Raw genomic sequence first — 24,947 nt, 5'->3', positions numbered from 1 at the left:
GTTGGCACGGCATCACCCACAGCCGGGCGGCGGATCGCCCGCGCAATTTGTTGATCGACGAATGATTCCAAGTCGCATACACCTATGAAAATTTCCGTCATCGGCGCAGGTACGATTGGGGCAGCGATTGCCCGCGAACTGTGCGCCCGCGCCGACGAGGTCGACCAGGTGCAGGTATGCGACACGCGCTCGCGTGCACTGCAGGCTCTCCATGACACCGTAAGCAGTCGGACCCTCCGGTCATTTCAGGTGGATGCCCGCGATACCAACGTGCTCTCGCAGATCCTGCGGGGTAGCGACTGCGTGATCAGCTGTGTCCCGCCGGAATTAAACCCGGGCCTCGCCCGCCTATGCCTGAATGCCGGCGTGAATTTTTGTGATCTCGGTGGTAATGACTCCATCGTGCAGAAGGAACTGGCACTCAGTGATGAGGCCCGCGAAAAGTCGGTCTGGATCGTGCCGAATTGCGGTCTGGCCCCTGGTCTTCTCAACGTCCTCTGTATGCATGGCATCGAGCAGTTCGACAAGCCCAAGGCAGCGTACCTGCGCGTCGGCGACGTACCCCTTGAGCCGCAGGAACCGTTCAACTTCCGTATCTCCTGGTCGGCGGAGCGCATCCTCGATGATTACACCAATCCCGCCCAGCACATCCGAGACGGACGCGTGGTGAAGGTCGACGCCCTGACCGGGACAGAGACCATTGGGTTCGGCGAAGAGCCGTTCCGAGACATGGAAGCGTTCTGCACGCAGGGAGGCCTGTCGACGCTTACGGAGTCGCTGGAAGGGAAAGTCGAAACGCTTGATCACAAGACGATTCGCTGGCCTGGTCATGCGCACCAAATGCGCTTCGTGATCGGACTCGGGCTCGGCGAAGATAGAAAGATCGGGGTCCGGACGCACCTAACCTACCGGGATGTCCTCGTCCGCCGGATGCGAGATCGGCTCGGAGGGGATTACGCGGACGCCGTGCTCATGCGCGTCGTCATTCACGGGATGAAAGACGGGCGCGAACAGTCTCTGGTGTATGAAATGATTGAGCGATACGACGAGGAGACGAGTCAGACAGCGATGATGCGCGCGACCGCTATTCCGACGGTGGTCGTCGCACGCCTTGTTTCTGAACGTGGGTATGTTTCCGGTGGCGGAGCCGATGTCCCCGAAAATGTTGTCCCTCACGACGTGTATATGGAGAAAGTGTCCGAGCGTGGCCTCGATATTCGAGAGGAGTGGCATGAGGGTCATGTCGATGTCGCGGGACAGCCATCGCTTCAGAAAGCATAGACGAAACCGCTGGATTTACGACCCCGACGACGTGTGGTCGTGGACGATCCGCCAGGGACCGGACGGATCCGTGCGGTGGAAGATGAGCGTAAAGAGACCGCCCGGCATGTCCTGCTCACGCTCCAGTTCCCAGCGCCCAAATATCATCGCCCACGTCGGACTCATGACGTCAACGTCCAGATCCGAAAACGTAAGCTTTCCCATTGCCGCTCGATCCGGATAGCCCTGCTGGTAATTCTCCAGCGTCGTTTGCCAGCCGTTTCGTACGGAGCCGCCGGAGGCGAACCGCAGCGTGTCGGTCTGTGCGTACCCCTGCATGAATGACTCCAGGTCGCCGCGATTCCATGCGGCCTGTTGCTCTTTGAGAATCGAGCGGAGCGCGTCGACTTCGGCATCGGTGTCGACGGTATCGCCCGACGGTGACGAACACCCGGCCAGCACCACGACCGACAGCAGCAGAAGAAGGATCGGTACGCCTCGGGAACGGCGGTGCGGGAGCCGAGGTAGCGAAAAGGTGCGTTTCATTCTAGGCAATAATCGATGGAGGAGAGTCGTTCACAAGCGAGCGTCCATAGATGTAACCTATCGGGAACGCCTCTCAGGAGCAACTCCTCTTGAAGCAATCGCGATATCGCCACCTTGGGGCATTGTCGCACCTTAGATCGAACTTACGGCGAAGTTGGATCCACGGCGGTACGGGTTCGGCATGTTGCTTGAAGCCGTACCTATTGCGCATTACCTTTCCATCGTATTGCAAGGCGGAGCCAGGCCCCGTCTCGTTGCATTTCCCACTGTCTCTAGCTTATCTCCCTCAGCGTATCGGCGAAGTTGCTACCGCTTTTAAGTTTTACACTTTTCCATCCGCGGATCACGCTTCGACCGGTTTCCACCGGTGATTTGGGCGTCATCTCTAAGAGGTAGCACACTACGTGTCGTTGTTTTCTTCCCCCCACTTTTCATCTGTCGCTTCCACCTCCGCCGGGTCGTTTCCGTCGTGGCGCATATCCGGGTGGATCACGGTTGCCGTTCTCTTTACGCTGGCGTCAATGTTGTGGCCGGAGGCCCCGGAGGCCGAAGGATCGCCCGCCCCTGCATGGTTCGGCGGGATCAGCGAGGCGCTAACGTCCCGTCCGGCGCCGTACATCCGGCCGGCCGTGTCCGACACGGATAGCGTCGCCGTCCCGGCGGACACCGTCGACATCGACACGACGGCCGTTCCACCACAGAGGCCAGACACAGCACGCACACGCACCACGCGGCGCCCGGACCTGTTGACGCCCGATCAATCGGTGCAGGATCTATCCGTGGAGCTGGCCGATACGGCTCGAACGCTTGACTCTGCCACCGTCGCCCATGCGGACACGGGGCTCGTCGACAAGTACCTCCGCCCGCGTCGCGATCGCCGCGGCATCCGATTCGGTGAGTCGAGCCCGCTGCTGGGACCCAAGACGTACCGTGCGGGGGAAACCGAGCTTGACTCGATGCGCAACGAATACATCGTTCGCCCCACAACGGACACGTCCGCTATATTGCGGGTGGACTCGGAGACGTACCGGCAGCAACGGTTCGCCAGTAACGCGACGGAATCGTGGCGTCAGATCGCGAAGCAGCGCCAGGGACAGCGCCGGCAGCGCGGCGGGTTGGGCGTAAACATCGTCGTGCCGGGTGGGCGTGAGAGTCCATTTTCGACCATCTTCGGCAAGCCGCAGGTCGACCTCCGCGTGAACGGTCAGGCGGACATCAACGCCGGCTTCGACTACCGGAAGAGCGATCGCCAGGTCTCGATCACCGGCGACGCCAGCCAGATCGACCCCAGCTTCAAGCAGGACCTGCGTCTGGGTGTGACGGGCACGATCGGCGACAAGATGCAGATCGACATCGATTGGGACACGAACAACCAGTTCGATTACCAGAACCAGGTCAAGCTGAAATATACCGGCTACGAGGATGAGATCGTCCAGAGCATAGAGGCCGGAAACGTATTTCTGGAAACGCCTTCGAACCTGATTCGAGGGGGAACGAGCCAGTTTGGGATCAAGAGCCGCTTCCAACTCGGTAACTTCAGCCTCACCACAATTGCCAGTCAGCAGGAAGGCCAGTCCAGCCGAGAAACGATTTCCGGCGGGTCGGAGACCAGCGAATTTGCTATTCGCCCCACCGAGTACGACGACAACACCCACTTCTTTCTCAGCTACTTCTTCCGCAACAGCTGGAACGAGGTGCTCAGCAGTCCCAACAACATCCAGTTGTTGAATGGCTTTCAGGAGATTACCGAAATCGAAGTCTGGCGGCTCGATATCGACCCTAGCACCGACGAGCCGGATACGCGCAAAGCTGTGGCCGTCGTCGACCTGGGCGAAAGCCCGCGGTTGATCACGGAGACCGACGATTACAACGACCTCGTGCTTCCCTCCGGTGCGGTTGATCAGTATCCGCAGAGTGAATTGGACATTCTCCGCGCCAACGAACCGGGGACATCCGTGAGCGACTACCTCAAAACGCAGGTGTCGCAACCTCTGAACGATGAGGATTTTCAGACGGGTACGTTCGTGCGACTGGAGGAGAACCGGGACTACACGTTCGATCCAAACCTCGGTTATCTCTCGCTCAACCAGCGGCTTCAGGAGCAGGAAGCACTGGCCATTGCCTTCAAGTATCGTGCGTCGAACGGGCAGGTCCAACAGGTAGGAGACTTTTCCTCTGACGGTGGTGGCGCCGCGGGTGGTCAGAACGATCGGCAGCTCGTCCTTAAGCTGCTCCGCCCGTCCAGCATGCCCGCGCCAACGGCGTCCGCGCTTGTGCCCGCATGGTATCTGCAGATGCGGAACGTTTACCGTCTCGGCGGTCGCGGTTTCACGCCCGACAACTTCAATCTGGACATCACCTACAGCCCGCCGGGACAGAGCGGCACGCCAACGCTTCGAGAGATCGACAACTCTCCACTGCTTCGGGTTCTCGGACTCGACCGCATCAACGTGGACGGTGCATCGACGCCCGACAACCAGTTCGACTTCATCCCGGGCATCACGATCGACCCGGGCGAAGGACTCCTGTTTTTCCCGTACATCGAACCCTTTGGTACTCGCCTGGAGGAGGTAGCGCAGGAAAACGGTTCGTTGAGTGAAGCAGAGCCGTTTATCTTTAGCGAACTGTACGACAACAAGCGGGAGAACGCAGCGCGAAATAATAGCGACAAGGATGCCTACGCGATCGAGGGAGAATATCGTGGGTCGTCTCAGGAATTCTTCGATTTGCAGGCGTTCACCGGCATCGTTGAGGGCTCCGTCGAGGTGACGTCCGGCGGCACGAAGTTGCAGGAGGGTGTCGACTACGTGGTGGATTATCAGGGAGGTACGGTGACGATCACCGACCAGAGTTATCTCGCGGAGGGACGCGACATCGAGATTTCGTATGAGAAAAACTCCTTTACGAACCTGCAGCAGAAGACCCTGTTAGGCGCGCGCGCCGACTATGCACTGCGGGACCAGGTCGCTATCGGAGCGACGCTAATGCGCCTGAGTGAGAAGTCGCCCGTAGACAAGTACCGCATCGGCGAGGAGCCCATCCAGAACACGATCTGGGGCGTGGATGGATCGCTCGATCTTGAGCCGGGCTGGTTGACGCGCGCCGTGGACGCGATGCCGTTGATCCAGACGCGGGGCGAAAGCTCCATCCAGCTTTCGGGTGAGTTCGCGCAGTTGCGGCCGGGTCACACCGAAACGGAAGCTTATCGACGTACACAGGACCGGCTGTCGGGCGCCGGGCTCGGCTTTCGCCCGGATGAGCAGGACGGTATTTCGTACATCGACGATTTTGAGGGATTCGAGAACACCTTTTCTCTCGCCCAGAACCCACAGGGCTGGTCGCTGAGTGCGCCGCCGGCGGAAGGGGTGACGCCGCTCGGCACGGCCACCGGGTCGAAGACAGATTCGCTCGTTACCAACCGCCGCGCGCTCTTTGGTTGGTACCAGCTGAATCAGAATACCCTGGAGGATGTGGCGGGCAAGTCGTCGGTCCGCGGCGAAGAGTCGGCATTCCGTCTCGTAGATGTTCGGAATGTCTTCCCCAACCGCGACCTGACGAACGATGTCGATCCGACGCTCCGGACGCTCGACCTCTACTTTAATCCGTTCGAGCGTGGACCGTATAACTACACGACGGAACTCGGCAGTTTTGTCGGTACGCCGGAGGAGAACTGGGGGGGCTTCACGCAACGACTGCCGGAGGGGTACAACGACTTCAGCTTGCAGAACGTCGAGTTCATCGAGTTCATTTTCAAGCCCTATCCGGAGGGCGGTGATGCGGGCGCCAACGCGAAGCTGTACCTGAACCTCGGCAACATATCGGAGGATGTCATACCGAATGACCGCCTCAACAGTGAGGATGGTCTCTCCAGCTCCTTCAATGAGGAAGACCTGGATGATTGGGGGCGAACGCCGAGTGGGCAGACGAACGAAGCCATTGACATCTCTGGCAACCGAACGGAAGACCTTGGCCTCGATGGGCTGGCCTCGTATGACGAATCAGCGTATGCCGACGAGCTGCTCGAGCGGAATCAATTCAGCGACTTCTATCAGTCCTTAGATAACGTCGACCGGACGGGGCTGACCAGCGAGCAGCAGTCGTACCTTGACGCAGAAATTGCCCGCGCGCGCCTTGACCCGTCGGGCGACGACTACCAGTACTTCGAGAACGATGTTTTCTTCCAGGATCCAGAGCTCTATCCACGTTCTCTTTATCCCGAAGGGGCGACCGTGCAGCAGCGGTTCAGTCGCTACTTCTCGAATGGGGAGCTCAACGGCTTCGAAGCACAGAACCGACTCGCACGCAACGTCTCCGTACGCCGTGGTGTGTCGCAGACGCCCGAGGATGAGGATCTGAACTTTAACCAGACGATCGATGTCGTCAATGAGTACTACGAGTACGAGATTCCGCTGTCCGAACAGGTGCTGGACCAGCAGGCCGACGAAACGGCGACGAACGACTTTGTCGTGAGTGAGATTCGGGATGACGAGACCGGTCAGGGGACGGGCTGGTACAAGGTTCGCATCCCCGTGCGCCTTGCCGACGATCCACCCGCTGACCGGAACGACGTTCGCGAGGTGGGGGACATCGACGGCTTCAACTTGATCGAGTCGATCCGGATGTGGACGAGCGGCCACTCGCAGCCGATCACGATTCGCTTTGCCACGCTCGAGCTGGTCGGGAGCCAGTGGCGGGAAGCCGAAGAGATCCCGACCGAGGATCAGACCGATCCGGATGACGGCTCGCCGGTGGTAGAAGAGGGGAATGCGGAGGTTCGCGTGGCCAGTGTAAATGACGAGGAGGATGCGAATTACGAGAGTCCGCTGGGCGCCATTCTTAGCCGGACGCGCTCCGCACGCGGAACGCAGGCTCGAAGCCGGGAGCAGGCGCTGGTGCTCAGTGTCGACGACCTGGGAGGGCAGACGCTCGGCAAGCAGGAGCAACGCGGTGTCGTGAAGTCGGTGCAGGCACTCAACCTGCTGAAATACCGGCGCGTGCGGATGTACACGCACCTGCACGGCACGATCTCAAGCATGGCGCCGGCGCTGCAGTCAGAGGACGGGCCGGACAATGACGTGCTCGACGAAAACCTTCGCCTGTTCGTGCGCTTCGGGACAAACCAGTCCGACAGCTATTACGAGTACGAACAGGAACTCATCGCCGACGACATTCCGGGGCCGGAGACGTCAGCGCAGCAACTCTGGCGCGAGGAGAACTCCGTCAACCTGGTGCTGAGCGCACTGAACCGGCTCAAGGTGGCACGGGACCAGGCGGCTACGCCCCCGACGGAGGTCTTTTCCCGCCGTGCCGACGCTCTGTCCGACGAATACGGAGACCGTCCGGAGAACCTGATTCCGACACTCAAGATTCGGGGCACGCCCGCCCTGTCCGGCATCACGACGATCGTGATTGGCGTTCGGCACATGGGCAACACGACCGACGAGATCGAAAATGTGGAGCTCTGGACAAACGAGCTTCGCGTGACGGGATACGACGAACGACCCGGTTGGGCGGTGACGTCAAATGCGACGGTGCAGCTCGCCGATGTCGCGGAGGTTAGCGGTAGCTTTGAGAACCGGACCGATGGGTTCGGCAGCCTGTCGAGCACGCTCAACGAACGGCAGCAGTCCGACCGGCAGATCTGGAATGTTCGGTCGAGCTTCAACGTCGACAAGCTGCTGCCCGAGCGGCAGGGCTGGCAGATTCCGGTGACCGTCGAGGCGGGAGAGGAACGCCAGACGCCGCGATTCGACCCCATCCGGAATGATGTGAGGGTAGAGGAAATCGTGGACCAGATCGAGTCCGATCCGTCGCTTTCGGCTGATGAACGAGAACGACAGATCGAAGAGGTTCGAAATCGAGCGGAGACGCTTCGGAAGGACCGATCCATGACGGCGAGTGTTCAGAAGCAGGGATCGGAGTCGTGGCTTCTGCGCAACACGATGGATGCGCTGAGCCTCAGTGGTTCGTACAGCACGCAGACGGCGCGCTCGCCTGAGCAGCTTGTCAACGATCAGTGGTCGTGGAATAGCGATGCGACGTACCAGTTGACCTTCGGGCAGCCCCGAACGGTATCGCCTTTCTGGTTCCTCGACGACGTACCGGTTCTGGGACGGCTCGGCGATCTGCAGTTCAACTACGTTCCGCAGTCCACGCGATTCTCCGCCAGCGCGAGCCGTACCTTTCAATCGATCCGCAATCGCGACCAGCGGACGAACATTCCCGACGACGCGGTCAAGGGCCGAGCGCAGAATCCTTTCCGCGATACCCAGACGTTCAATCACTCGCGGACGTTCAACCTGCAGTACAATCCCTTCCAGTTCCTCAACCTGACGTTTGGAACGAATACGCGGGAGACGCTGAACCGCGCCGGCGCCACCGAGCGCATCAACCTGTATGACCGGGATGGCCGGCTTATCGCAACCACCGATGATCTGGATCGCTTTCTTGCCGAATCCCCACAGTACGACCAGGGAAGCATTGGCGATTCCGTCTTCGTGGAAAACCGACTCGACATGAAGTCCGAGGGCGATATTCTTTCGGACCTGCTGTCGGGCCGGTCGAGTGGACGCACCGGTCAGTACGCGCAGAACTTTACGGCGACGCTGCGGCCGAGCCTTCTCGAAGGCGAGACGTTCAACTGGATCGACCTTCGCGACATCACTTACAGCTCGACGTTCAACTGGCGCAATGCGCCGGAGGGAAGTCCGGTCGGTGCCACGGCCTCCAACAGCGCGACCCTCAATACCGGGATTAGCCTCCAGCCGAATCGAGTCTGGGAGCGGTTCGGGTTCTTCCGGTCGATGAAAGAGGCGCAGGAGAAAGCCCGACGCGAGAAAGAAGCGGAGCGCCGAGAGCGCGAGCGCGAGAAGGAAGAGCGTCGTGAGGGAGAAACCGACGACGGAGCGGAGGATACGGCCGAGACAGCGCCCGATGCTCAGGAGACGCCGGAAGAGGAGGCGCGTGAGGAAAGCCAGGAGCCGCAGGGTGATGAAGGCGGCGATGAAAGCGGCGAGGACTCCGGCGAGGACAGGCCAGAGCAACGGTCGTGGAGCGATCTCCCGCTGCCGGATCCTGTCGGTGTGCTGCGCCGGGTTGCGCTGACGTTCATGGACATTCGCGACGTTCGGTTTACGTACCAGAATACCCGCTCCGTTCAGACCACGGGCGTGGGGAACGAGCAGGAAATCCTCCCACCGGGTTCTCCGCGCGAGCCAGCCCTTCCGCAGGTCGATTACAGCCTGTACGATGCCTTCCTGGGCCGTGGACCGTCGTTCGGCTACCGGTTTGGCTTCAGTCGGGACATTGGTATCAGCCAGCGAGTCCTCGGTACGGATCGGCAGGTCGTGGACGCTCTGACGAACCAGAACGATGTGGGCGCCTCGACAACGCTTTCGCCCAGCCAGGCCCTGCAGGTCGATCTCGACTGGTCGCTGAAGTGGAGCAACTCGCCGAAGACGACCTACACGCGATTCGATCCCGACTCGGTGCCGGGTACACAACGCCCGGAAAACTTCCGGACCCGGGAGGACGGCGTTTCCTACACCTTCTTCCGGAACGAATCGGGGAGTGGGAGCGCGTCGGTCTGGACGTTTGGCTCTTACGATAGCTTCTTCGACTCGCAGAAAGAGCTGCTGGAAGCGAACGTGTCGAACCCGACCAGTGGAGCGGATCCGTCTGGCGTGGCGCTCACGAACACGAGTGCGACCAACAGCTTCCGTGACGCGTACCTCGTCGGTGGCGGCACAGCTGCAGGCAACGGGTTCGTGCCATTCCCGCTTCCCGGCTGGAATGTCCGCTACACGGGCATCGCTGACTGGCCGTTGCTCCGCAGCATTACACAGAGTGCCACGCTGCGCCACGGCTACTCCGGGACGTACACGACGGCGTACAATGCGTTATCGACCGCCGGCGACACCACCAACTTTGGGATTGCGGGGTCTACGCTGTCGTTCCAGCAGCCGGACTTCGAGTCGTCGCGTGTGGAAATCGAAGAAACGTACCGACCGCTACTCGGCGTCGACGTGACGTGGCTTGGTGGCTTCCAGACGACGATCGACTGGAATCGCCAGAATCGTGTGTCGCTGAGTACGACCAACCTGTCGGTTGAAGAGAGCGCCGCCAGTGAGCTGTCGCTAACGGCCACGTGGCGGAAGCGAGGGCTCAAACTTCCGTTGCTTCCGGTTGGGCGGTTGAACAACCAGATCACGTTTAGTCTGACCGTCAAGCGTGCCGTTACGGATCAGCGCACCTTCTCGCTCCGTCGCGCGCTGTCGGAGGCGGCGGCACAGGGATTCGCGTACGGCTCGGCCGATGCCCGCACCGGGGACAACGTATCGATTTCTGAACAGACTACGCTGCTCACGATCGAGCCCCAGCTGCAATATCAATTCAGCCAACGCGTCAACGGACAGTTTCAGCTCACGTATGAACGCCTCGATGGTGACAGCCGGCGCCCGTCGTACACCAACATCGCCGGCAGCTTCAACGTCCGGATTAACATCTCGGAGAATTAGCGGATTTGGTGTGATACCGTCCGGATGCATACAGCCTCGTTTCGAATCGCAAGAACAAAGTCGCGTCCGGGAAATACGTTGCGATCCACCCGTGTACCGATTGTTCGACCATCGACATGCTGTCTTCGACTGACTCGTCTGAGCGCCAGCACGTGCTGGCATGTCATCTAGGGCGGGTTGACTATCCTGAGACCCGCGCGCTACAAAAAGCGCTGCAGACGCGTCTCGTAGAGGCAAAGCGATCAGACCCGCCGGAGACCGTGCCCCACGTCTGGTTACTGGTCGAACACCCGCATGTCTATACGCTGGGGAAAAGCGGGGACGCAGCGAACATGCTGCTGAGCGACGAGCGCCTCGACGAGATCGGCGCGACGTTCCACGAGATTGAGCGGGGTGGCGACGTCACCTACCACGGGCCGGGACAGCTGGTTGGCTATCCGATTCTCGACCTCGACCGTTTCTTTACCGATCTGGGTCGCTATCTCCGTTCACTTGAGGAGGTCATCATCCAAACGTGCGCGGATCACGGCATCGACGGCGGCCGCGTGGAGGGGCGCACGGGTACGTGGATTGGCCCAGACGAGCACGGCCCCGAGCGAAAGATCTGCGCGATGGGCGTACATTGCAGCCGCTGGGTGACGATGCACGGCTTTGCGTTCAACGTCAACGTGGATCTTGACTACTTCGGCCACATCGTGCCGTGCGGTATTCGGGATCGAGGCGTCACCTCTCTGGCTCACGAGCTGAACCGATCGGTTTCGGACGGTGAGGTATTGAAGCAGGTGGTCGGCCACTTCTCCACCATCTTTGACGCGACGGTCGAGTTGCTTCACGGCGACGACGCTCGCCGTGCGCTTGATGACGTGCTGGGGTCGAGCGCAGACATCCCGCACGTCGCAGCCTAGATTTGCTGTCCAGGTGGCCGCGCACGCTACCAGCGCTTCCCATCGGCCGCAAAGCACCTGCTACAGTCAATTGTTGCGGCAGGGGCTCGTGTGTGGTTTTATGCGCCTTCTTCGACGGCTGTCTCTTCCGTGATCTCCTCCAGGTCGATCGGCGGATAGTCATGGTACCAGTCGTGGTGCGGCGACCATTTCTTGCACTGAAGGCACTGCGTCTCACGCCACACTTTGCCGCACTCGGGGCACTGGCCCTGCGTGTCGAATGTGTTCCACGAATGGCCGCATGAGCACGACCAGCGTGCCGACGCCGGCGGCTCCCATTCGCATTTGGGACAGTAGATTTCCATCGGCAGGTTCGGATACGGGAAAAGACGGAGTCAGAGGCGTTGTGGGCATGCTACGGGTTGACAACGACGCGTGGGAGCGATACCCTTGGAGCGAACTGTCATTTCACGAAGGGTGACTCTATGCCAGCGTTCGATCTCGAAAACTTTGCCCACCGCCTGATTTCTGAAACGCTCTTTTACGACGGCGAATACGGGTTGGTCGGAAGCCTCAGCCTGATCGATGTCGAGGCGAACAAAGAGATGTACATCGCATCGTTCATGCCGGATGACGGCACGCTTCTGATCGAAGAAGCGACCGAATGGGAATCGGAAATAGACATCGAAGATGATGCCGATGTTGCGTACCGTCTCGCCGTGGAGAGCACCGAATACGGGTCCTACGACATCCCGGAGGTAGCGTCTGGTGCCATGCTCGCGCTGGCGAAAGAGCACGACCTGCTACCCAGCTTCACCGTTCTGTTCGAGGACGAAGAGCTCTGAGCCGGGTCTGGATCAAGGGCTCGACCAGATGCCCCAGGCGAGAAGCAGCCATCCCGCGATAAAGGCCACGCCACCGATCGGCGTGATGGCGCCGAGCCAGGACGTATCCGTGAGGACGAGGATGTAGAGGCTTCCGCTGAAGATGACCATTCCGGCGATGAAGCAGTAGCCGGCGTACGACACGGCGGGGGCCGAAAACTGCGCGGATGCCCAGGCGACGGCGAGCAGGGCCAGGGCGTGATACATCTGGTACGCGACGCCTGTCTTGAACGTCTCAAGACGATCCGGTGTCACACGGCTTTCGAGACCGTGAGCACCGAACGCCCCGGCGGCGACGGCGATACCGGCCGCCAGGGCTCCGATCACGAGAAACAGTCGACTCATCGAACGGAAAGAGGTGTCTGGGAAGAAAACGAGAAGTCGCGCGGATCACGTGTCCCCGTCTTGGTGGAGCAGCGACTGCAGGAGCTTGATATCGCCTGCATCACCGTCCTGCGGCACCGTTTCGGCGTCCGCTTCGCCCCAGAGGCGTTCGATGTTGTAGTGCTCGCGTTTCTCTTTGCTGAAGACGTGAACGACAACGTCGACGTAGTCGATCAGCACCCACTGCAGCGATTCCAGCCCTTCTTTCTTATAGGGGCGTTCGTCGCATTTCTCTCGGATCCGATCCATGACGCCATTTGCGATGGCGCGAATTTGGAGGTCGGAGCCGCCCGTGCCGATAACGAAGAAGTCGGCCATTCCGCTGACGCCACGCAGGTCAAGAACCGTGATGTCGGCGGCCTTTTTATCGGCCATCGCATCGACTGCGTGAGCGGCGAGGACGTACCCGGGATTCTCGGGTACTCGGCGGCGCGATGGAGAAGGGGCAGAAGAGGAAGACGTCATCTGGTTGGGAGAAGCCATACAGTCAGGACATTGGTCCGTGATCTCGTGAGGAGGAAACGAAAAGCGCCGGGATGAGCCGGCGGGCGCCATCATTGCGCCGGTTGAACGTCTACTTGCCCTTGAAACGGGCGAAGCGTGCGGTAGTCTTTCCCGAGAATAACCGAGGCGTCGAGGTAGTAATCCGTTCGGATGTCTTGCTCGACGCGGTCCTCTGGGATAGAAAGGGCTCGAGCGACCTTGCGCGCTGACTCGAGGTCGCCCACGCGGTCGATCACGACGGAGTGCTCTTGGGCGAAGGATCCGTAGTTGCCGACTTCGACGACGTCGAAGCCACGGTCGCGGAGGAAGCGTGTCGTGCGGGCCGCGAGGTGATCGACCCCTGCGCCATTTCGAACCTCGACCTGAATCACCGGTCCAACCAGCTCCGTCGCACGTGCCACACGGTTCGGGTTGCTGCGCGGGGTCGTCGTGCGTGTCACGAGCGCATACATCAGCAGCATCACGCCGAGCCCGAGTACGAGCAGGACGGAATTAAGAAGGCCGTTTCGGACGCGGTCGGTCCAAAGGTTCATGAACAGCAGGGGTGAGTCTGAGTCGCCGGGGAGCGAAGAAAAAGCGCGGCACGCCACCGAGGGCATGCCGCGCCGATTCCCGCAGTGGGAGATCCGTCGACGCGGCTAATTCGATCGCCAGAAGAGGCGGCTCGACGAATGCGGCGCAAAGGCTGCAGAGCGGTGACCATACGGGCGGTAGGCGCCATAAGGGCTGGCGTACCGTCCGTACGGGCTCTGCTGAAACTGGAATCGGATCTCCGTGCTCTCCGTCGGTCGATAGGCAACCTCCGCATTCTGGAGGAAGACCTGCGGGGACTGGTCCCCGTACATCTGTCCGGAGAACGGCTGCATGAGGCTCACGTCGACGCGAGCGGCCCAAGCCGAGTTAAACTGCCACATCATCGAGTTCGTGTACATGCCCATCGAGGCACTCTCGTTGCCGAACGATGACATGGACATCTCGTAGGTATGCGACATCTGGAAATGCTCCGCATCGAAGAGCTTCCCGAAGAAGCTACTCCCCGTGTCATAAAGTTGCGTGGGAGACGGCCCGTTCAGAGCCGTTTCGCGAAGCTGCGCTTCTGCAGGTTGTGCCAGGCAGAGCACGGCGACGAGGCATAGTAGCGAAACTGTGGCGCGCATAAGCGACCTTTTCAGATAACGAAACTGGAGACGGCAGGTCGGAGGAGATCCGTGGTAGATTCTGTACCCGAGTCTGCTCGATTTGTTCACCACAGCGTCCGGAACCGAACGCCTCTCTCGTCGGGTCGTACCCATGACGCTCACGTTCGGAGCCACGGTCGGATATTCCGGCGCCGAATTTCGCCATTCGCCCTTCGCAAGTCGAATTCTACCATGACCATTCTCGGGATCGAAACGTCGTGCGACGACACGGCCGCGGCCGTGCTGGTCGATGCCGACGTGCGGTCGAACGTGATTTCTTCGCAGCACGACATCCACGCGGAGTTCGGCGGCGTGGTGCCGGAGCTGGCGTCGCGCAATCATCAGCGCCTGATCGTGCCGGTTGTGCAGCAGGCCCTGCGCGATGCCGACTGCACCGCAGATGACCTCGATGCGGTTGCCGTTACCTACGGCCCGGGACTTCCGGGGTCACTGATGGTCGGGCTGACCTTTGCCAAGGCGTTTGCGCGGGGACGAAATCTACCGCTCGTGGGCGTGAATCACCTGGAGGGCCATCTCTACTCGGTGGATCTGAGCAGCCCGGCGCCGCCCCGGCCGTATCTCTGCCTCGTCGTCTCGGGTGGACACACCGAGCTCGTACGCGTGGGCCCGAATTTCGAGCACAGCGTGCTGGGGGCAACGCGCGATGACGCGGCCGGCGAGGCGTTCGACAAGGTCGCGCAACTCCTCGATCTGGGCTATCCGGGTGGACCGGCCATCGATCGGCTCGCGAAAATGGGGGATCCGGCGTTTCACGACTTTCCCCGGAGTCGCCTGGACGAGTACGACTTCTCATTCAGTGGCCTCAAGACGTCGGTACTGTACTATCTTCGGGATCTCGGGGAGGAAAAAGAGGACGTCCTCAAAGATCACCGTGCGGACATCTGCGCGAGCTTCCAGCAAGCCGTCGTCGATGTGCTCGTCGGGGCCGTGCGCGATGCGGCACGGGAGACCGGGGCCGAGCACGTGGCTATTGTCGGCGGCGTGTCGGCCAACTCCGCACTGCGGGCCGCGATCGAGGAGGCGGCTGACGAGGATGGGTTCGAGGTCTATATGCCGGAGATGGCGTATTGCATGGACAACGCCGCTATGATTGCTCGTGCTGGAGCGATGCACCTGCAGGCGGGGCACGCGGCGGGCGCTACGCTCGACATTCAACCGCGCCTTCGCCTTGAGAAACCGGAGGGTGTGAGCTGAGGCAACCCGCGCCAGCCGAGAGAGCTTTTCGAGCCGACTTCAACGGCGCCAGTAGGCACTTCCGCGTCTGGTCGCTACGTTGTGGCGTGGTGCTATGACCGTTTTCCCTTTTCCTGATTCAAATCGCGCATGACCTGGCTGGAAGCGATCATTCTGGGACTCGTGCAGGGCCTGACCGAGTTTTTGCCCGTGTCCTCATCCGGCCATCTCGTGCTCGGACAGTATTTGCTCGGTCTCGATGCCTCGGAAGCCAGCGACGTGACGTTCGAGGTGTTCGTCCACTTCGGCACCGTGCTCAGCATTCTCACCGTGTACGGCCGCGATGTCGTCGATCTGGTGCAAGAAGCCGCCGGTGCGGTCGCGAAGCCGACGAGCATCGCCGAGCGGTACGAGGATAGCGCCACCTTCCGGCTCGGCATCTACATCCTCATCACGATGATCCCGACCGGCGCCGTCTACGTGCTGTTCAAAGACGAGCTAGAACAGGCCTTCGGTGACCCAAAGCTCGTCTGCGGCATGCTGATCGTCACGGGGATTCTCCTCCTGCTCACGCTCCTGCGTCCCAACCCGGACGGCAAGCTGAACCCCGTGAAAGCGTTCGTCGTGGGCATCGCGCAGTCTGCCGCCATGATTCCGGGCATTTCGCGCTCCGGGTCGACGATTTGCACGGCACTCTACCAGAACGTGAAGCCCGAGCAGGCGGCGAATTTCTCCTTTCTGATGCTGCTTCCGGTGGTCCTCGGAGCAACCCTTTTGAAGAGCATCGAGCTGGTTGAGCTGGGCCCGACAGTCGACTGGGTCCCGCTCCTCCTCGGCACGGTCGTCGCCTACGTCTCCGGCGTCGTGGCGATTAAGCTGATGCTGGACTTCGTGCGCCGGGGCAACCTGCAGTACTTCGCATACTACTGCTTTCTCGTCGGTGGTATCGGGCTCTGGTACCTGTAGATGAGGCGCCACGGGCGTAACACTGGGCCGGGCGCGTGCGTCCTGTAAGGTGCAGCCGAGAGTTTGGATCAGAAATGCGAATGCTCGCATCTAAGGTTTAAGAGTCCGCATCTTTTCTGCGGGGGTGCTGTTTAATTTGCATCTGACTCTCTCTCGCGCCATCGTCGTTTCGCCCACCGACGTTTTCCAAATATGCGCCTTTCCGATTCCGAAAAAGCCATTCGCCGCCAGATTGAGGACTGGCAGCACGCCGACGCCAACGTCCTCTCCCAGGCCGTCAACTGGGCCATGAGTCCGATCGACTGGGCTGTGGACCGCGTCACTCCCCCTGAGGTTGTCGATCAGGCAAGCGAGAAGATATCCGACTTCCTGTCCGTTCTGAGCGACGCTTCGGAGTGGACGTACGACGCGGAGGACGTGATCGAGGCCGCGCACAAGCGGAAGCTCATGGTCGAGACCGTGTCCGAGCTGCGGAGCGAACGCATCGAGGATCTGGACGCGCTCGCCCGCAGCCGCTTTCGGGAAAACACGATTCTCGCCGGCCTGAGTGGTGGCGGCATGGGAATGGGCGGCGCAGCGCTGATTGCGGCCGACATCCCGCTGCTGTTTACGATCAACTTCCGGCTCATTCAGCAGATCGGCGCGTGCTACGGCTTCCCAATGCGTGGGCCGACGTTCCGTCCGCTTGTATTATCGATCTTCAACGTCGCCTCCTCTGGAGGGAGAGAGGCGCGCAACGAGGCGCTCCGTGAGGTTAGCGTGGCCGCGGCTGCGTTCGCCAACGACCTGGAGTATCGCGGCCGCGTGTCCGGCACCTTCCGCGACCAGAACCGCCACCTCCCGCGGGAGATCGCCAAGGCGCTCGTCGGGCGCAAGCTGGCGCAGTCCGTGCCGCTCGCCGGTGCGGCCGTCGGAGCTGGCGTTAACTACTGGTTCACCTCTGAAACGGCCGAGGCCGCATACATGTGCTTCCGCGCGATGTACCTCGACTGGAAGCAAAGACTGTAGGGAGTGCGAAATGGGAAGTGCGAAGTGCTAAGTGCGAAGTTGGAATGCGAATTTCGGGAGGGAAAGGCCTCGTTTGTGGCGGGGGAGCGGACCTTTTCTCACCACTCATGTCGTTATACTACACTTCGCATTTCGCCTTTCGTAATTCGACTTTGAAACATGCTCGTTGCCATTGTCGGCCGTCCCAACGTGGGCAAGTCGACGCTTTTCAACCGCCTGACCGAGTCTCAGCTGGCGATTGTCCATGATGAGCCCGGCGTCACGCGCGACCGGGTCTACGGCGAGATTATCTGGAATGGGCGCACGATCCCGGTCGTCGATACCGGTGGATACGTCCCCCACTCGTCCGAGCGCTTCGAAGCGGCCATCCGCGAGCAGGTCGACATCGCGATGGAGGACGCGGACGTGATCCTGTACGTCGGCGATGTCACGACGGGCATTACGGACATCGACCAGGAGATGGCAGACAAGCTCCGCAAGGACGACACGCCGGTCCTGGTCGTGGCGAACAAAGCCGACAACGACGAGCGGCGCTGGGCGGCGAGCGAGTTCTACGAGATGGGCATTGGCGAGGTCTTTCCCGTGAGCGCAACGAACGGGATTGGCACCGGCGAACTGCTCGATGCGCTTGTGGACACGCTGCCGGAGGAGGAAGAAGAGGAAGATGAGCTCGAGGATCGGACGAGCATAGCCATTATCGGGAAGCCGAACGTTGGCAAGTCCTCCATCGTGAACGCGGTGCTGGGCTACGACCGGTCGATCGTGACCGAAGTCGCCGGCACGACCCGCGACGCCATCCACTCGCTGGTCAACTACGAGGGCCGTGAAATCGCGTTGGTAGACACCGCGGGCCTCCGCAAGCGGGCGAAGGTGAAGGAGAACATCGAGTTTTACTCGACGCTGCGCACGGAGCGCTCCATTCGCGAGGGCGACGTCTGTGTTCTCATGATCGACGCCACCGATGGGCTTCAGAACCAGGACATCAACGTTCTGAAGCTGGCGGAGAAGCACAAGAAGGGGATGGTTATTGCCGTCAATAAGTGGGATCTGGTCGAGAAAGATACCAAGACGGCGAAGCGGTATGAGGATTACTTCCACAAGATCCTCCAGACGCTCGACTACGTGCCGATCGTCTTTACCTCGGCGCTCACGAGGCAGCGAGTATACAAGGTGATCGATACGGCGCTTGAGGTCGCCGACGAGCGGGCGAAGCGAATCCAGACGAGCCGCCTGAACGACGTTCTGCGCGAGGCGGTCGCCAATCACCATCCGCCGACCTATCGAGGGGGGAATTACGTCGAAATCAAGTATGTGACCCAGGTTCGGGAGAACCCGCCCGTGTTCGTTTTCTTTACGAACCACCCGAAAGGGATAAAGGAATCGTACAAGCGATACCTGGAGCGGCAATTCCGCGAGGCATTCGGGTTTAAGGGAGTGCCGTTGACACTGGTGTTCAAACAGAAGTAGTTTGCGCCGTGCGCCGTATCTCGCGGCCGACTTGTTGATGACAGCCTGGCCGGAGATGGAAAAGCCAAACTTCAAGGACAAGAAGGAGCGCGCTCGCTGGGGGCGAAAAACGCGTGCCTACGCCGTTCACGTCTTTACGGCGTCGGGCGTTATTTTCGCATTTTTGGCGATGGCATCCATCGCCCGGACGGAGGTGTCTCCTCGATGGACCTTTATCTGGCTCGCCATCGCCGTCCTGATTGACGCTGCGGATGGGCCGCTTGCCCGACACTGGAACGTCAAGCTGTACGCGGCGCGCATCTACGGCCACGTCATTGACGACATCGTGGACTTCCTGACGTTCACGTTTATCCCGATGATGCTCGTCTGGCGCATGGGCTGGTTCCCGGGGCCGGACGCGGTGTGGGTCGCACTCGTGATGATGGCGAGTCTCTTCGGGTTCTCGAACGCAACCGCCAAACAGGAGGCAGCGGGCTTCTTCCTGGGCTTTCCTTCGTACTGGAACGTGGTGGCGTTTTACACCGGGTTGTTCGTCGCAGAGTACGGCGAGACGGGTGCCTATTTCTCGCTCGGGGCGACGCTCGTCCTGGCGCTCATGACGGTCCTGCCGGTGCGGTTTGTCTATCCTAACCGGGCTCCGAAGCCATGGATGTGGCCCGTCATCGTCGGTGCCGTCATCTGGCTTGGTATGCTGGTCGCGATGCTCCCGGCGTTTCCGAATGGCCCGACATGGGGCGGTGACTGGTTCCTGTGGGCAAGTCTCGTCTACCCCGCGTTTTACTTCGGCCTGTCCTTTTACCTTGACTGGAAGGGGCGGCGGACGATCGCGGCGCCGTGACGACCTTGAACGCAGGGGAAACGGAACCGTTGTCACGAGCGTCAGCCACTATTCCCGCCATTCGTCCGTACGAGATGCGCGTACTCGTTCTCCTTCTTCTGCTAAACGCACTCGCGGGACTGCCGGGATCTGCATACGGCCAGTCTGCGGATACGACATCCGCCGCCGACACCACAACTCATGCTTCAGGCGACTGGCTGGTGCTTCCGTACGCGTCGTACGAGCCCAAGACGCGAATCGCCATCGGCATGGTCGCGGGATACTACCAGCCTGATCGACCCGGGCGTATTCCGTCGAGTGTGCAGTCTGTCGTCACGATCACACAGGAGCGGCAGATCGTCGTCAACATCGCGCCGGAGTTTTACCTGCAGAACGGACGGTACCGGGTCGCGGGGGAGATCGAAGCAAGCCGGTTCCCTGACTCGTTCTTCGGGATTGGAGGAAACACGCCCTCGAGTGCCGAAGAAGACTTCACTTCGCGCTACCTGACGCTGGAGGCGACGGCGCAGCAGCGGGTTCGAACGCCGCTTCCCGGACGGTTCGTGCTGGGGCCGCGACTCTTCGTTCGGCTGGAGAACATGACCGAGGTCGAGGGCGGAGGACAGCTGGAGACGATGCCGATTGCGGGTGCCAATGGGGGACGGACGATCGGCGTCGGGCTGGGTGCGCTGTGGGACGATCGCGACAATATCTACTATCCGCGCGACGGCCATTTCCTCGAAACGTCGGCCCTGTGGCATTCGGCCGTGATCGGGAGCGACTTCACGTTCGGTCGCTTTCTCGCGGATCTGCGTGCGTACCGATCCGCCGGGCCGGTCGTGTTTGCTGGAAATGTGTACGCGGAAGGCGTGACGGGGACGCCGGCGTTTCAGACGCTGCCGCTACTCGGCGGGTCCGAGCGCATGCGCGGCTACCTGGAGGGGCGGTATCGCGACGCGGTTTACTGGACGACGCAGGCCGAGGTGCGTGTCCCGCTCTTCTGGCGCTTCGGGGCGACGGCTTTCGCCTCGGCGGGGGAAGTAGCTTCTGGACTAAATGAGAACCTGGTGCGCAACGTGCAGGTGGCCGCCGGCATCGGGGGGCGCCTGCGACTCAACGACGAGGGCGTACACGGCCGAATGGACATCGCGTACGGTGCGCACGGCTTCGAGCTCTACCTGTCGCTGTTGGAGGCGTTTTGAGGCGGCGACGTATTGAGGTGTGAAGGTGTGGAAGTGTGAAGGTGTGGAAGGGAGAAAGGGAGAGAGGGAGAGAGGGGGGAAAGGGCGACCCGGGGGCGTTGGTGGAGGACCAGCCCTCCGGAGTTTCGACGCGCGATAACGCTTGACGCGATAACGCTGCAACGTCCCAACGCCTCAACGCTCATCCCATTTCGATTTTCGCCGTCCGGTTCGCTTCGAGGAGCGTCTCCGTGGCGGGGCTGGCGATCAGCAGGGCGAGGATGGTGCTGCGCTCCGCCATCGCGTCGATGTAGCAGAACTCGTGGCGTGCGTGAGCGCCGTCGCCCACCGGGCCGAGCCCGTCGAGCGTCGGGGTGAAACGCGCGGCGGTGTTGCCGTCGGACACGCCGCCCGACCGTCCGCTGTCGAGCGATAGACCGATCCGCTCCGCGGTGGTGCGTGCGTGCTGCCACAGGGCCCGGGAGGCCGGCGTTTGTGACATCGGGAGCCGCGAGATGCCGCCTTCGATCGTCATTTTCGTCTCGGGCACCGTGGGTTCGATGCTCCGGATGGCGTGCTCAACGGCCTCTGCCTGCTCCTTTGTTGTGATGCGCACGTCGACCTCCGCCGTGCTCTCTGCGGCGACGACGTTCGGCCGCGTTCCGCCTCCGATGGTGCCGACGTTCACGGAAATGCCGGCCTTCGGATCGTTCAGATCATGCAGGCGCTGGACGACGTGGGAAAGCTCCAAAATGGCGCTGGACCCGCTCTCTGGATCCAGTCCGGCGTGAGCACTCTTCCCTTTTACGTGGATGTGAAAGCGGCCAGAGCCCTTCCTCTCCGTTTTGATCTTGCCGTCAAGGCCAAGCGCCGGTTCGACGACGAGAGCCCGGTCACAGCACGGCGCCAGACGCTCGATGTGTCGGGTCCCGGTCGGACTTCCAATTTCCTCGTCCGCGCTCACCATGACGATCGGCTGTACGGGGACATCGACACCGAGATGAGTCAGGGCCTCCAGGGCAAAGATCATCTGCGTGAGGCCCGCTTTCATGTCGAACACGCCGGGGCCCTGCACGACGCCCTTCTCTCGGTCGATCTCGAAGGGGACGGTAGATTCGAGGGTTCCGTGGGGCCACACGGTGTCGCCATGACCGAGCAAGAGCTGGACGGGCGTCTCGGAAGACCGGTTTTCAGGAAACGCGATGAGGTGGTTGCCCACGGGATCGCCGTCGGCGGTCGTTCCGCCGCGGGCCGTCTGGATCCGAAAGCCTAGGGCCGCGAGGCGGTCGGCAAGAACAGACTGCACCTTTTGCTGCGCCTGCGGGTCGCTGGTTGGCGATTCAATGCGCACGAGGCGTTCGAGCAGGTCGAGCATCGCCTCAGTTTGTCCACGCAAATGCTCGTGTAGGGCGGAGGCATGGTCGGTGTCAACGGAGGAGGGGGCGTCGGACATAGACGGGAGAAGCAAGCGGGGACGGACGCAAGAGGATCTCAGTACAGCCGGCCGATTGGACGCTATTTGCTGAAGCCGGATGGAAAGGGGAAAGCGTGCGTTTCATTGATCGTCGCATATCGGTCCGGCGGAATGTATGCGAGCAGTGGCTGCTCGCGTCGTGTGGTCTCCATGTCCTGGTCAGACAAGCAGAGAATGTCCTCGTGTGCGTGGACGGCAGCCACTTTCCCGATGATCAGGCTGTTTTCTCCGAGTCCGTCGACGATTTGATCGACCTCGCACTCGAGAAACAGATACGCATCTTCCAGAAACACGCCCTCTACGATTTCGGCAGGGCGGGTTGGCAGCTGGTCGAGGCCCGACTTGATCGCCGGACCGTCGGGAACGTCCTCCCTGGGCGAGGCGGCCAGGCTGGTTATGACGACCTGCGTGGGGCGCGGGTAGCTGACGGTAAACACGCCCGTGTGCTTCGCGTTGCGGAGCGTTTTGTGCCGCGGGGTGCAGACGAAGCCGAAGTAATCGCGCCAACTCATGGGCGTTGCCATGTGTTTGGGCGCGAGATTGGGGTTGCCTTCCTCGTCCATCGTTCCGATAACGACGAGAGGGGCGACCATGTGGAATCGATCCCAGAACGGCTGCTCAGGATCGAGCGTGATGATTGATTCTTGGCTCGACGGCGTTTCCATGGTTCAGAAGGCTGAAGGATCGAGACATTTGTTGGTAAAACGAGGGGATCACGTTCCAGGTTCGGGATGGCTGGAAGTGTGGAAGTGTGGACGTGTGGAAGAAGGTTGGGGAGTCTGCGCTTAACGGTGAACCTTGAACCCTGAACCTTGAACTCGAAACGATTCATTAGAAGCGTAGCGTGAAGGCGGTTTCTACGTCGGGTTCGGAGCGGACGGTCAGGGTACCGCCGTGGAGGCGCATGATCTGGCGGGAGAGGCTGAGGCCGATGCCGGATCCGTCCTCTTTCGTCGTAAAGAAGGGCACGAAGATGCGTTCCTGAACGTCGGGTGGGATGCCAGGACCGTTGTCGGCAATTTGCAGCACGGGTCGCGAGCGCCGATCGATGCGAGCACGCATCATGATCCGCGCATCGGGGCGGCCTTCGACGGCTTGCATGGCGTTCAGCGTGAGGTTGATCAGGACCTGCTCGATGAGCTCAAGGTCGGCCGTAAATTCGAGAGGATCGGGATCGACCTGGATCTCGCAGCTCAGGTTGTGCTCCTCAATTTGCACGCGGAGGAGGCGTCGCACATTTTCGAACATCTCTCTCGCCTCCAGAACCTCGAACGTTGGGTTCGGGATCTTCGTGAAGCTACGATAGGAGTCGACGAACGAGATCAGACCCTTCGAGCGCCGTTCGATGGTTTCGACGGCCTCGCGCGCATCGGCCCGAATCTCGACCGCATTCTGTGACGGGTCCGCTCCATCGCCGGCAGGGACATCCTCCAGCAGTCGGTGCGCCGTCGAGGCGAGGGACGAGATGGGGGCGACGGAGTTCATGATTTCGTGCGTTAACACGCGCGTGAGTTGTTGCCAGGCCTCCATCTCCTTCTCCTCCAGCTCGTTGCGAAGGTCCTGGATGGTGGCGATCGCGTGGGCCTCGTCGCGGAGGCGAAAGCGGCTCACGCTGACGGACAGCTGCATCGTCCGGTCGTCCTCGGTGACCCGGACCATCGCCTGACGACCCGGGTCGAGCGTGCAAAGATGATCGACGAGCTCGGGGCTCAGGTCGCGGAGCGCATCGATATTCCGCACGGGTCCGGTGCGGAGGAGGCGTCGGGCCGCCCGGTTCATCAGTTCTACCGTCCCGTCGTCGCGAAAGGAAATCAGCGGAATGCCGATATGCTGAACGACGTTTTCGAGGTAGCGGACCTGCTCTTCCTTCTCCGCACGGATGCGCCGAAACTCCCGGGTGACGTTCCGAAACGCATCGCGAAGTCGGTCAAAGAGCGGCCCCCGCCCGTCTGATGTGTAGCCCTGGGAGAAGTCGGCGTAGCGTACCGATTCGAGAAACCGGGTGAGGTCGCGCGCGGACTTCTCCACGTACAGGATCAGTCGCCAGGCAAAGTAGCATGCCGCGAGCACGGCCACCAGCGCGAGTTCGTACAACGCCCATTCGGTCACCAACACGTACGCGCCCCCCAACGTCCCCACGATCGCCAGCAGGCGGAGAATAATTTGGACTCGGAAGTGACGGTGCATTTTTGGGAGGGAGTGGGGAGAGGGAGAAAGGGGGAGAGGGTGGTAATTGGCTAAATAAATGCGTACTATATATTATATATGCATCAAAGCATAAATGTGGCCAGTGTTGTGGTTAAAGAGGTGTTGGATCTGCGGGTTTATCGGAAAGCGTTTCACCAGGCGGACCGGCTTTTCTGGATGTCCAGAGATTGGCCCGTGGAAGAACGCTACGCTCTAACTTCTCAGATTCGACGATCGTCTCGCGCTGTTTGTGCGAATCTGTCTGAGGCGTGGCGAAAACGACGGTATCCAGCTCATTTCATTTCGAAGCTTTCCGATGCTGATGCGGAAGCTGCAGAAACTCGGACGTGGCTTCGGTTCGCCCATTCATGCTCGTATCTCGGGCGCGAAGCTTTCGAGAGTCAAGATAGTGTCTATGATCAGATCTGTGGAGGACTGGTACGAATGATGAGTGAACCCGACAAATGGTGCGGTCCTGGCTAGCGACTCTCCCTGAT

The 24,947-nt window shown here is 60.9% G+C and carries 20 protein-coding genes; 11 read left to right on the top strand and 9 right to left on the bottom strand.

All coding sequences use genetic code 11. From position 1 onward, the window contains the following. Positions 1-84: 84 nt before the first annotated feature. Positions 85-1,281 carry a saccharopine dehydrogenase family protein gene (locus CRI94_RS11380; protein WP_098075827.1) on the top strand — a complete coding sequence of 399 codons (1,197 nt, stop codon included), beginning with the start codon at positions 85-87 and terminating at the stop codon, positions 1,279-1,281. 15 nt (positions 1,282-1,296) lie between these two features. On the opposite strand, the gene CRI94_RS11375 is transcribed toward CRI94_RS11380, so the two are convergent. Then, positions 1,297-1,806, bottom strand: a complete 510-nt coding sequence (locus tag CRI94_RS11375) for a YybH family protein (RefSeq protein ID WP_098075826.1) — start codon at positions 1,804-1,806, stop codon at positions 1,297-1,299. A gap of 404 nt (positions 1,807-2,210) precedes the next feature. Between CRI94_RS11375 and sov the strand changes: the two genes are divergently transcribed. Both sov and lipB read left to right on the top strand, forming a co-directional pair. After that, positions 2,211-10,322 carry a T9SS outer membrane translocon Sov/SprA gene (sov, locus tag CRI94_RS11370; RefSeq protein ID WP_179862270.1) on the top strand — a complete coding sequence of 2,704 codons (8,112 nt, stop codon included), beginning with the start codon at positions 2,211-2,213 and terminating at the stop codon, positions 10,320-10,322. Between the two features lie 116 nt (positions 10,323-10,438). Further along, positions 10,439-11,227, top strand: coding sequence for a lipoyl(octanoyl) transferase LipB (gene lipB / locus CRI94_RS11365; RefSeq protein ID WP_098075824.1), 789 nt, complete (start codon positions 10,439-10,441; stop codon positions 11,225-11,227). A gap of 98 nt (positions 11,228-11,325) precedes the next feature. Here lipB and CRI94_RS11360 read toward each other — a convergent pair whose 3' ends face one another. Further along, complete coding sequence (locus CRI94_RS11360) at positions 11,326-11,571, bottom strand: hypothetical protein (protein ID WP_098075823.1); 246 nt, start codon at positions 11,569-11,571, stop codon at positions 11,326-11,328. A 120-nt stretch (positions 11,572-11,691) separates the two neighbouring features. Here CRI94_RS11360 and CRI94_RS11355 point away from each other — a divergent pair, with 120 nt between their 5' ends. Next, positions 11,692-12,051 (top strand): hypothetical protein, encoded by a 360-nt coding sequence (locus CRI94_RS11355; protein WP_098075822.1) that lies wholly within the window; start codon positions 11,692-11,694, stop codon positions 12,049-12,051. A gap of 12 nt (positions 12,052-12,063) precedes the next feature. Here CRI94_RS11355 and CRI94_RS11350 read toward each other — a convergent pair whose 3' ends face one another. The 4 genes from CRI94_RS11350 to CRI94_RS11335 all read right to left on the bottom strand — a co-directional run bounded on the left by CRI94_RS11350 (position 12,064) and on the right by CRI94_RS11335 (position 14,135). Next, entirely contained in the window at positions 12,064-12,435 is a 372-nt protein-coding gene (locus CRI94_RS11350) for a DUF423 domain-containing protein (RefSeq protein ID WP_098075821.1), read from the bottom strand. 45 nt (positions 12,436-12,480) lie between these two features. Continuing rightward, positions 12,481-12,957: a ribosome silencing factor gene (gene rsfS, locus CRI94_RS11345; RefSeq protein WP_098075982.1), complete on the bottom strand. Its 477-nt coding sequence runs from the start codon at positions 12,955-12,957 to the stop codon at positions 12,481-12,483. 71 nt (positions 12,958-13,028) lie between these two features. Then, on the bottom strand, positions 13,029-13,511 hold the full coding sequence (locus CRI94_RS11340; protein WP_098075820.1) for a LytR C-terminal domain-containing protein: 483 nt from the start codon (positions 13,509-13,511) through the stop codon (positions 13,029-13,031). Between the two features lie 105 nt (positions 13,512-13,616). Beyond that, on the bottom strand, positions 13,617-14,135 hold the full coding sequence (locus CRI94_RS11335; RefSeq protein WP_098075819.1) for a hypothetical protein: 519 nt from the start codon (positions 14,133-14,135) through the stop codon (positions 13,617-13,619). Between the two features lie 213 nt (positions 14,136-14,348). On the opposite strand from CRI94_RS11335, the gene tsaD reads away from it, so the two are divergent. The 6 genes from tsaD (at position 14,349) to CRI94_RS11305 (ending at position 20,810) form a co-directional block, all read left to right on the top strand. After that, positions 14,349-15,371, top strand: coding sequence for a tRNA (adenosine(37)-N6)-threonylcarbamoyltransferase complex transferase subunit TsaD (gene tsaD / locus CRI94_RS11330; protein WP_098075818.1), 1,023 nt, complete (start codon positions 14,349-14,351; stop codon positions 15,369-15,371). Positions 15,372-15,500: 129 nt separating this feature from the next. Beyond that, positions 15,501-16,316 carry an undecaprenyl-diphosphate phosphatase gene (locus CRI94_RS11325; RefSeq protein ID WP_098075817.1) on the top strand — a complete coding sequence of 272 codons (816 nt, stop codon included), beginning with the start codon at positions 15,501-15,503 and terminating at the stop codon, positions 16,314-16,316. Between the two features lie 192 nt (positions 16,317-16,508). Continuing rightward, a complete protein-coding gene (locus CRI94_RS11320) occupies positions 16,509-17,324 on the top strand; it encodes an EcsC family protein (RefSeq protein ID WP_098075816.1) in 816 nt (271 codons plus the stop codon). A gap of 159 nt (positions 17,325-17,483) precedes the next feature. Beyond that, complete coding sequence (gene der / locus CRI94_RS11315) at positions 17,484-18,791, top strand: ribosome biogenesis GTPase Der (protein ID WP_098075815.1); 1,308 nt, start codon at positions 17,484-17,486, stop codon at positions 18,789-18,791. Positions 18,792-18,828: 37 nt separating this feature from the next. Further along, positions 18,829-19,629, top strand: a complete 801-nt coding sequence (locus CRI94_RS11310; RefSeq protein ID WP_245846167.1) for a CDP-alcohol phosphatidyltransferase family protein — start codon at positions 18,829-18,831, stop codon at positions 19,627-19,629. A 74-nt stretch (positions 19,630-19,703) separates the two neighbouring features. After that, entirely contained in the window at positions 19,704-20,810 is a 1,107-nt protein-coding gene (locus CRI94_RS11305; protein WP_143815378.1) for a BamA/TamA family outer membrane protein, read from the top strand. 181 nt (positions 20,811-20,991) lie between these two features. Here the strand turns inward: CRI94_RS11305 and CRI94_RS11300 are convergent, their stop codons facing one another. The 3 genes from CRI94_RS11300 to CRI94_RS11290 form a co-directional block, all read right to left on the bottom strand. Continuing rightward, positions 20,992-22,242, bottom strand: coding sequence for a M20 family metallopeptidase (locus CRI94_RS11300; protein ID WP_098075813.1), 1,251 nt, complete (start codon positions 22,240-22,242; stop codon positions 20,992-20,994). Positions 22,243-22,304: 62 nt separating this feature from the next. Next, the gene (locus CRI94_RS11295) at positions 22,305-22,928 is read right to left on the bottom strand and encodes a flavin reductase family protein (protein ID WP_098075812.1); all 624 of its coding nucleotides are present in this window, start codon (positions 22,926-22,928) and stop codon (positions 22,305-22,307) included. A gap of 166 nt (positions 22,929-23,094) precedes the next feature. Next, positions 23,095-24,450: a sensor histidine kinase gene (locus CRI94_RS11290; protein ID WP_098075811.1), complete on the bottom strand. Its 1,356-nt coding sequence runs from the start codon at positions 24,448-24,450 to the stop codon at positions 23,095-23,097. Between the two features lie 78 nt (positions 24,451-24,528). On the opposite strand from CRI94_RS11290, the gene CRI94_RS18085 reads away from it, so the two are divergent. After that, complete coding sequence (locus CRI94_RS18085) at positions 24,529-24,933, top strand: four helix bundle protein (protein WP_098075810.1); 405 nt, start codon at positions 24,529-24,531, stop codon at positions 24,931-24,933. Positions 24,934-24,947: the final 14 nt, after the last annotated feature.

Source organism: Longibacter salinarum, assembly GCF_002554795.1.
Classification (GTDB): Bacteria; Bacteroidota; Rhodothermia; order Rhodothermales; family Salinibacteraceae; genus Longibacter; species Longibacter salinarum.
This window is presented reverse-complemented; position numbering and strand designations above follow the sequence as displayed.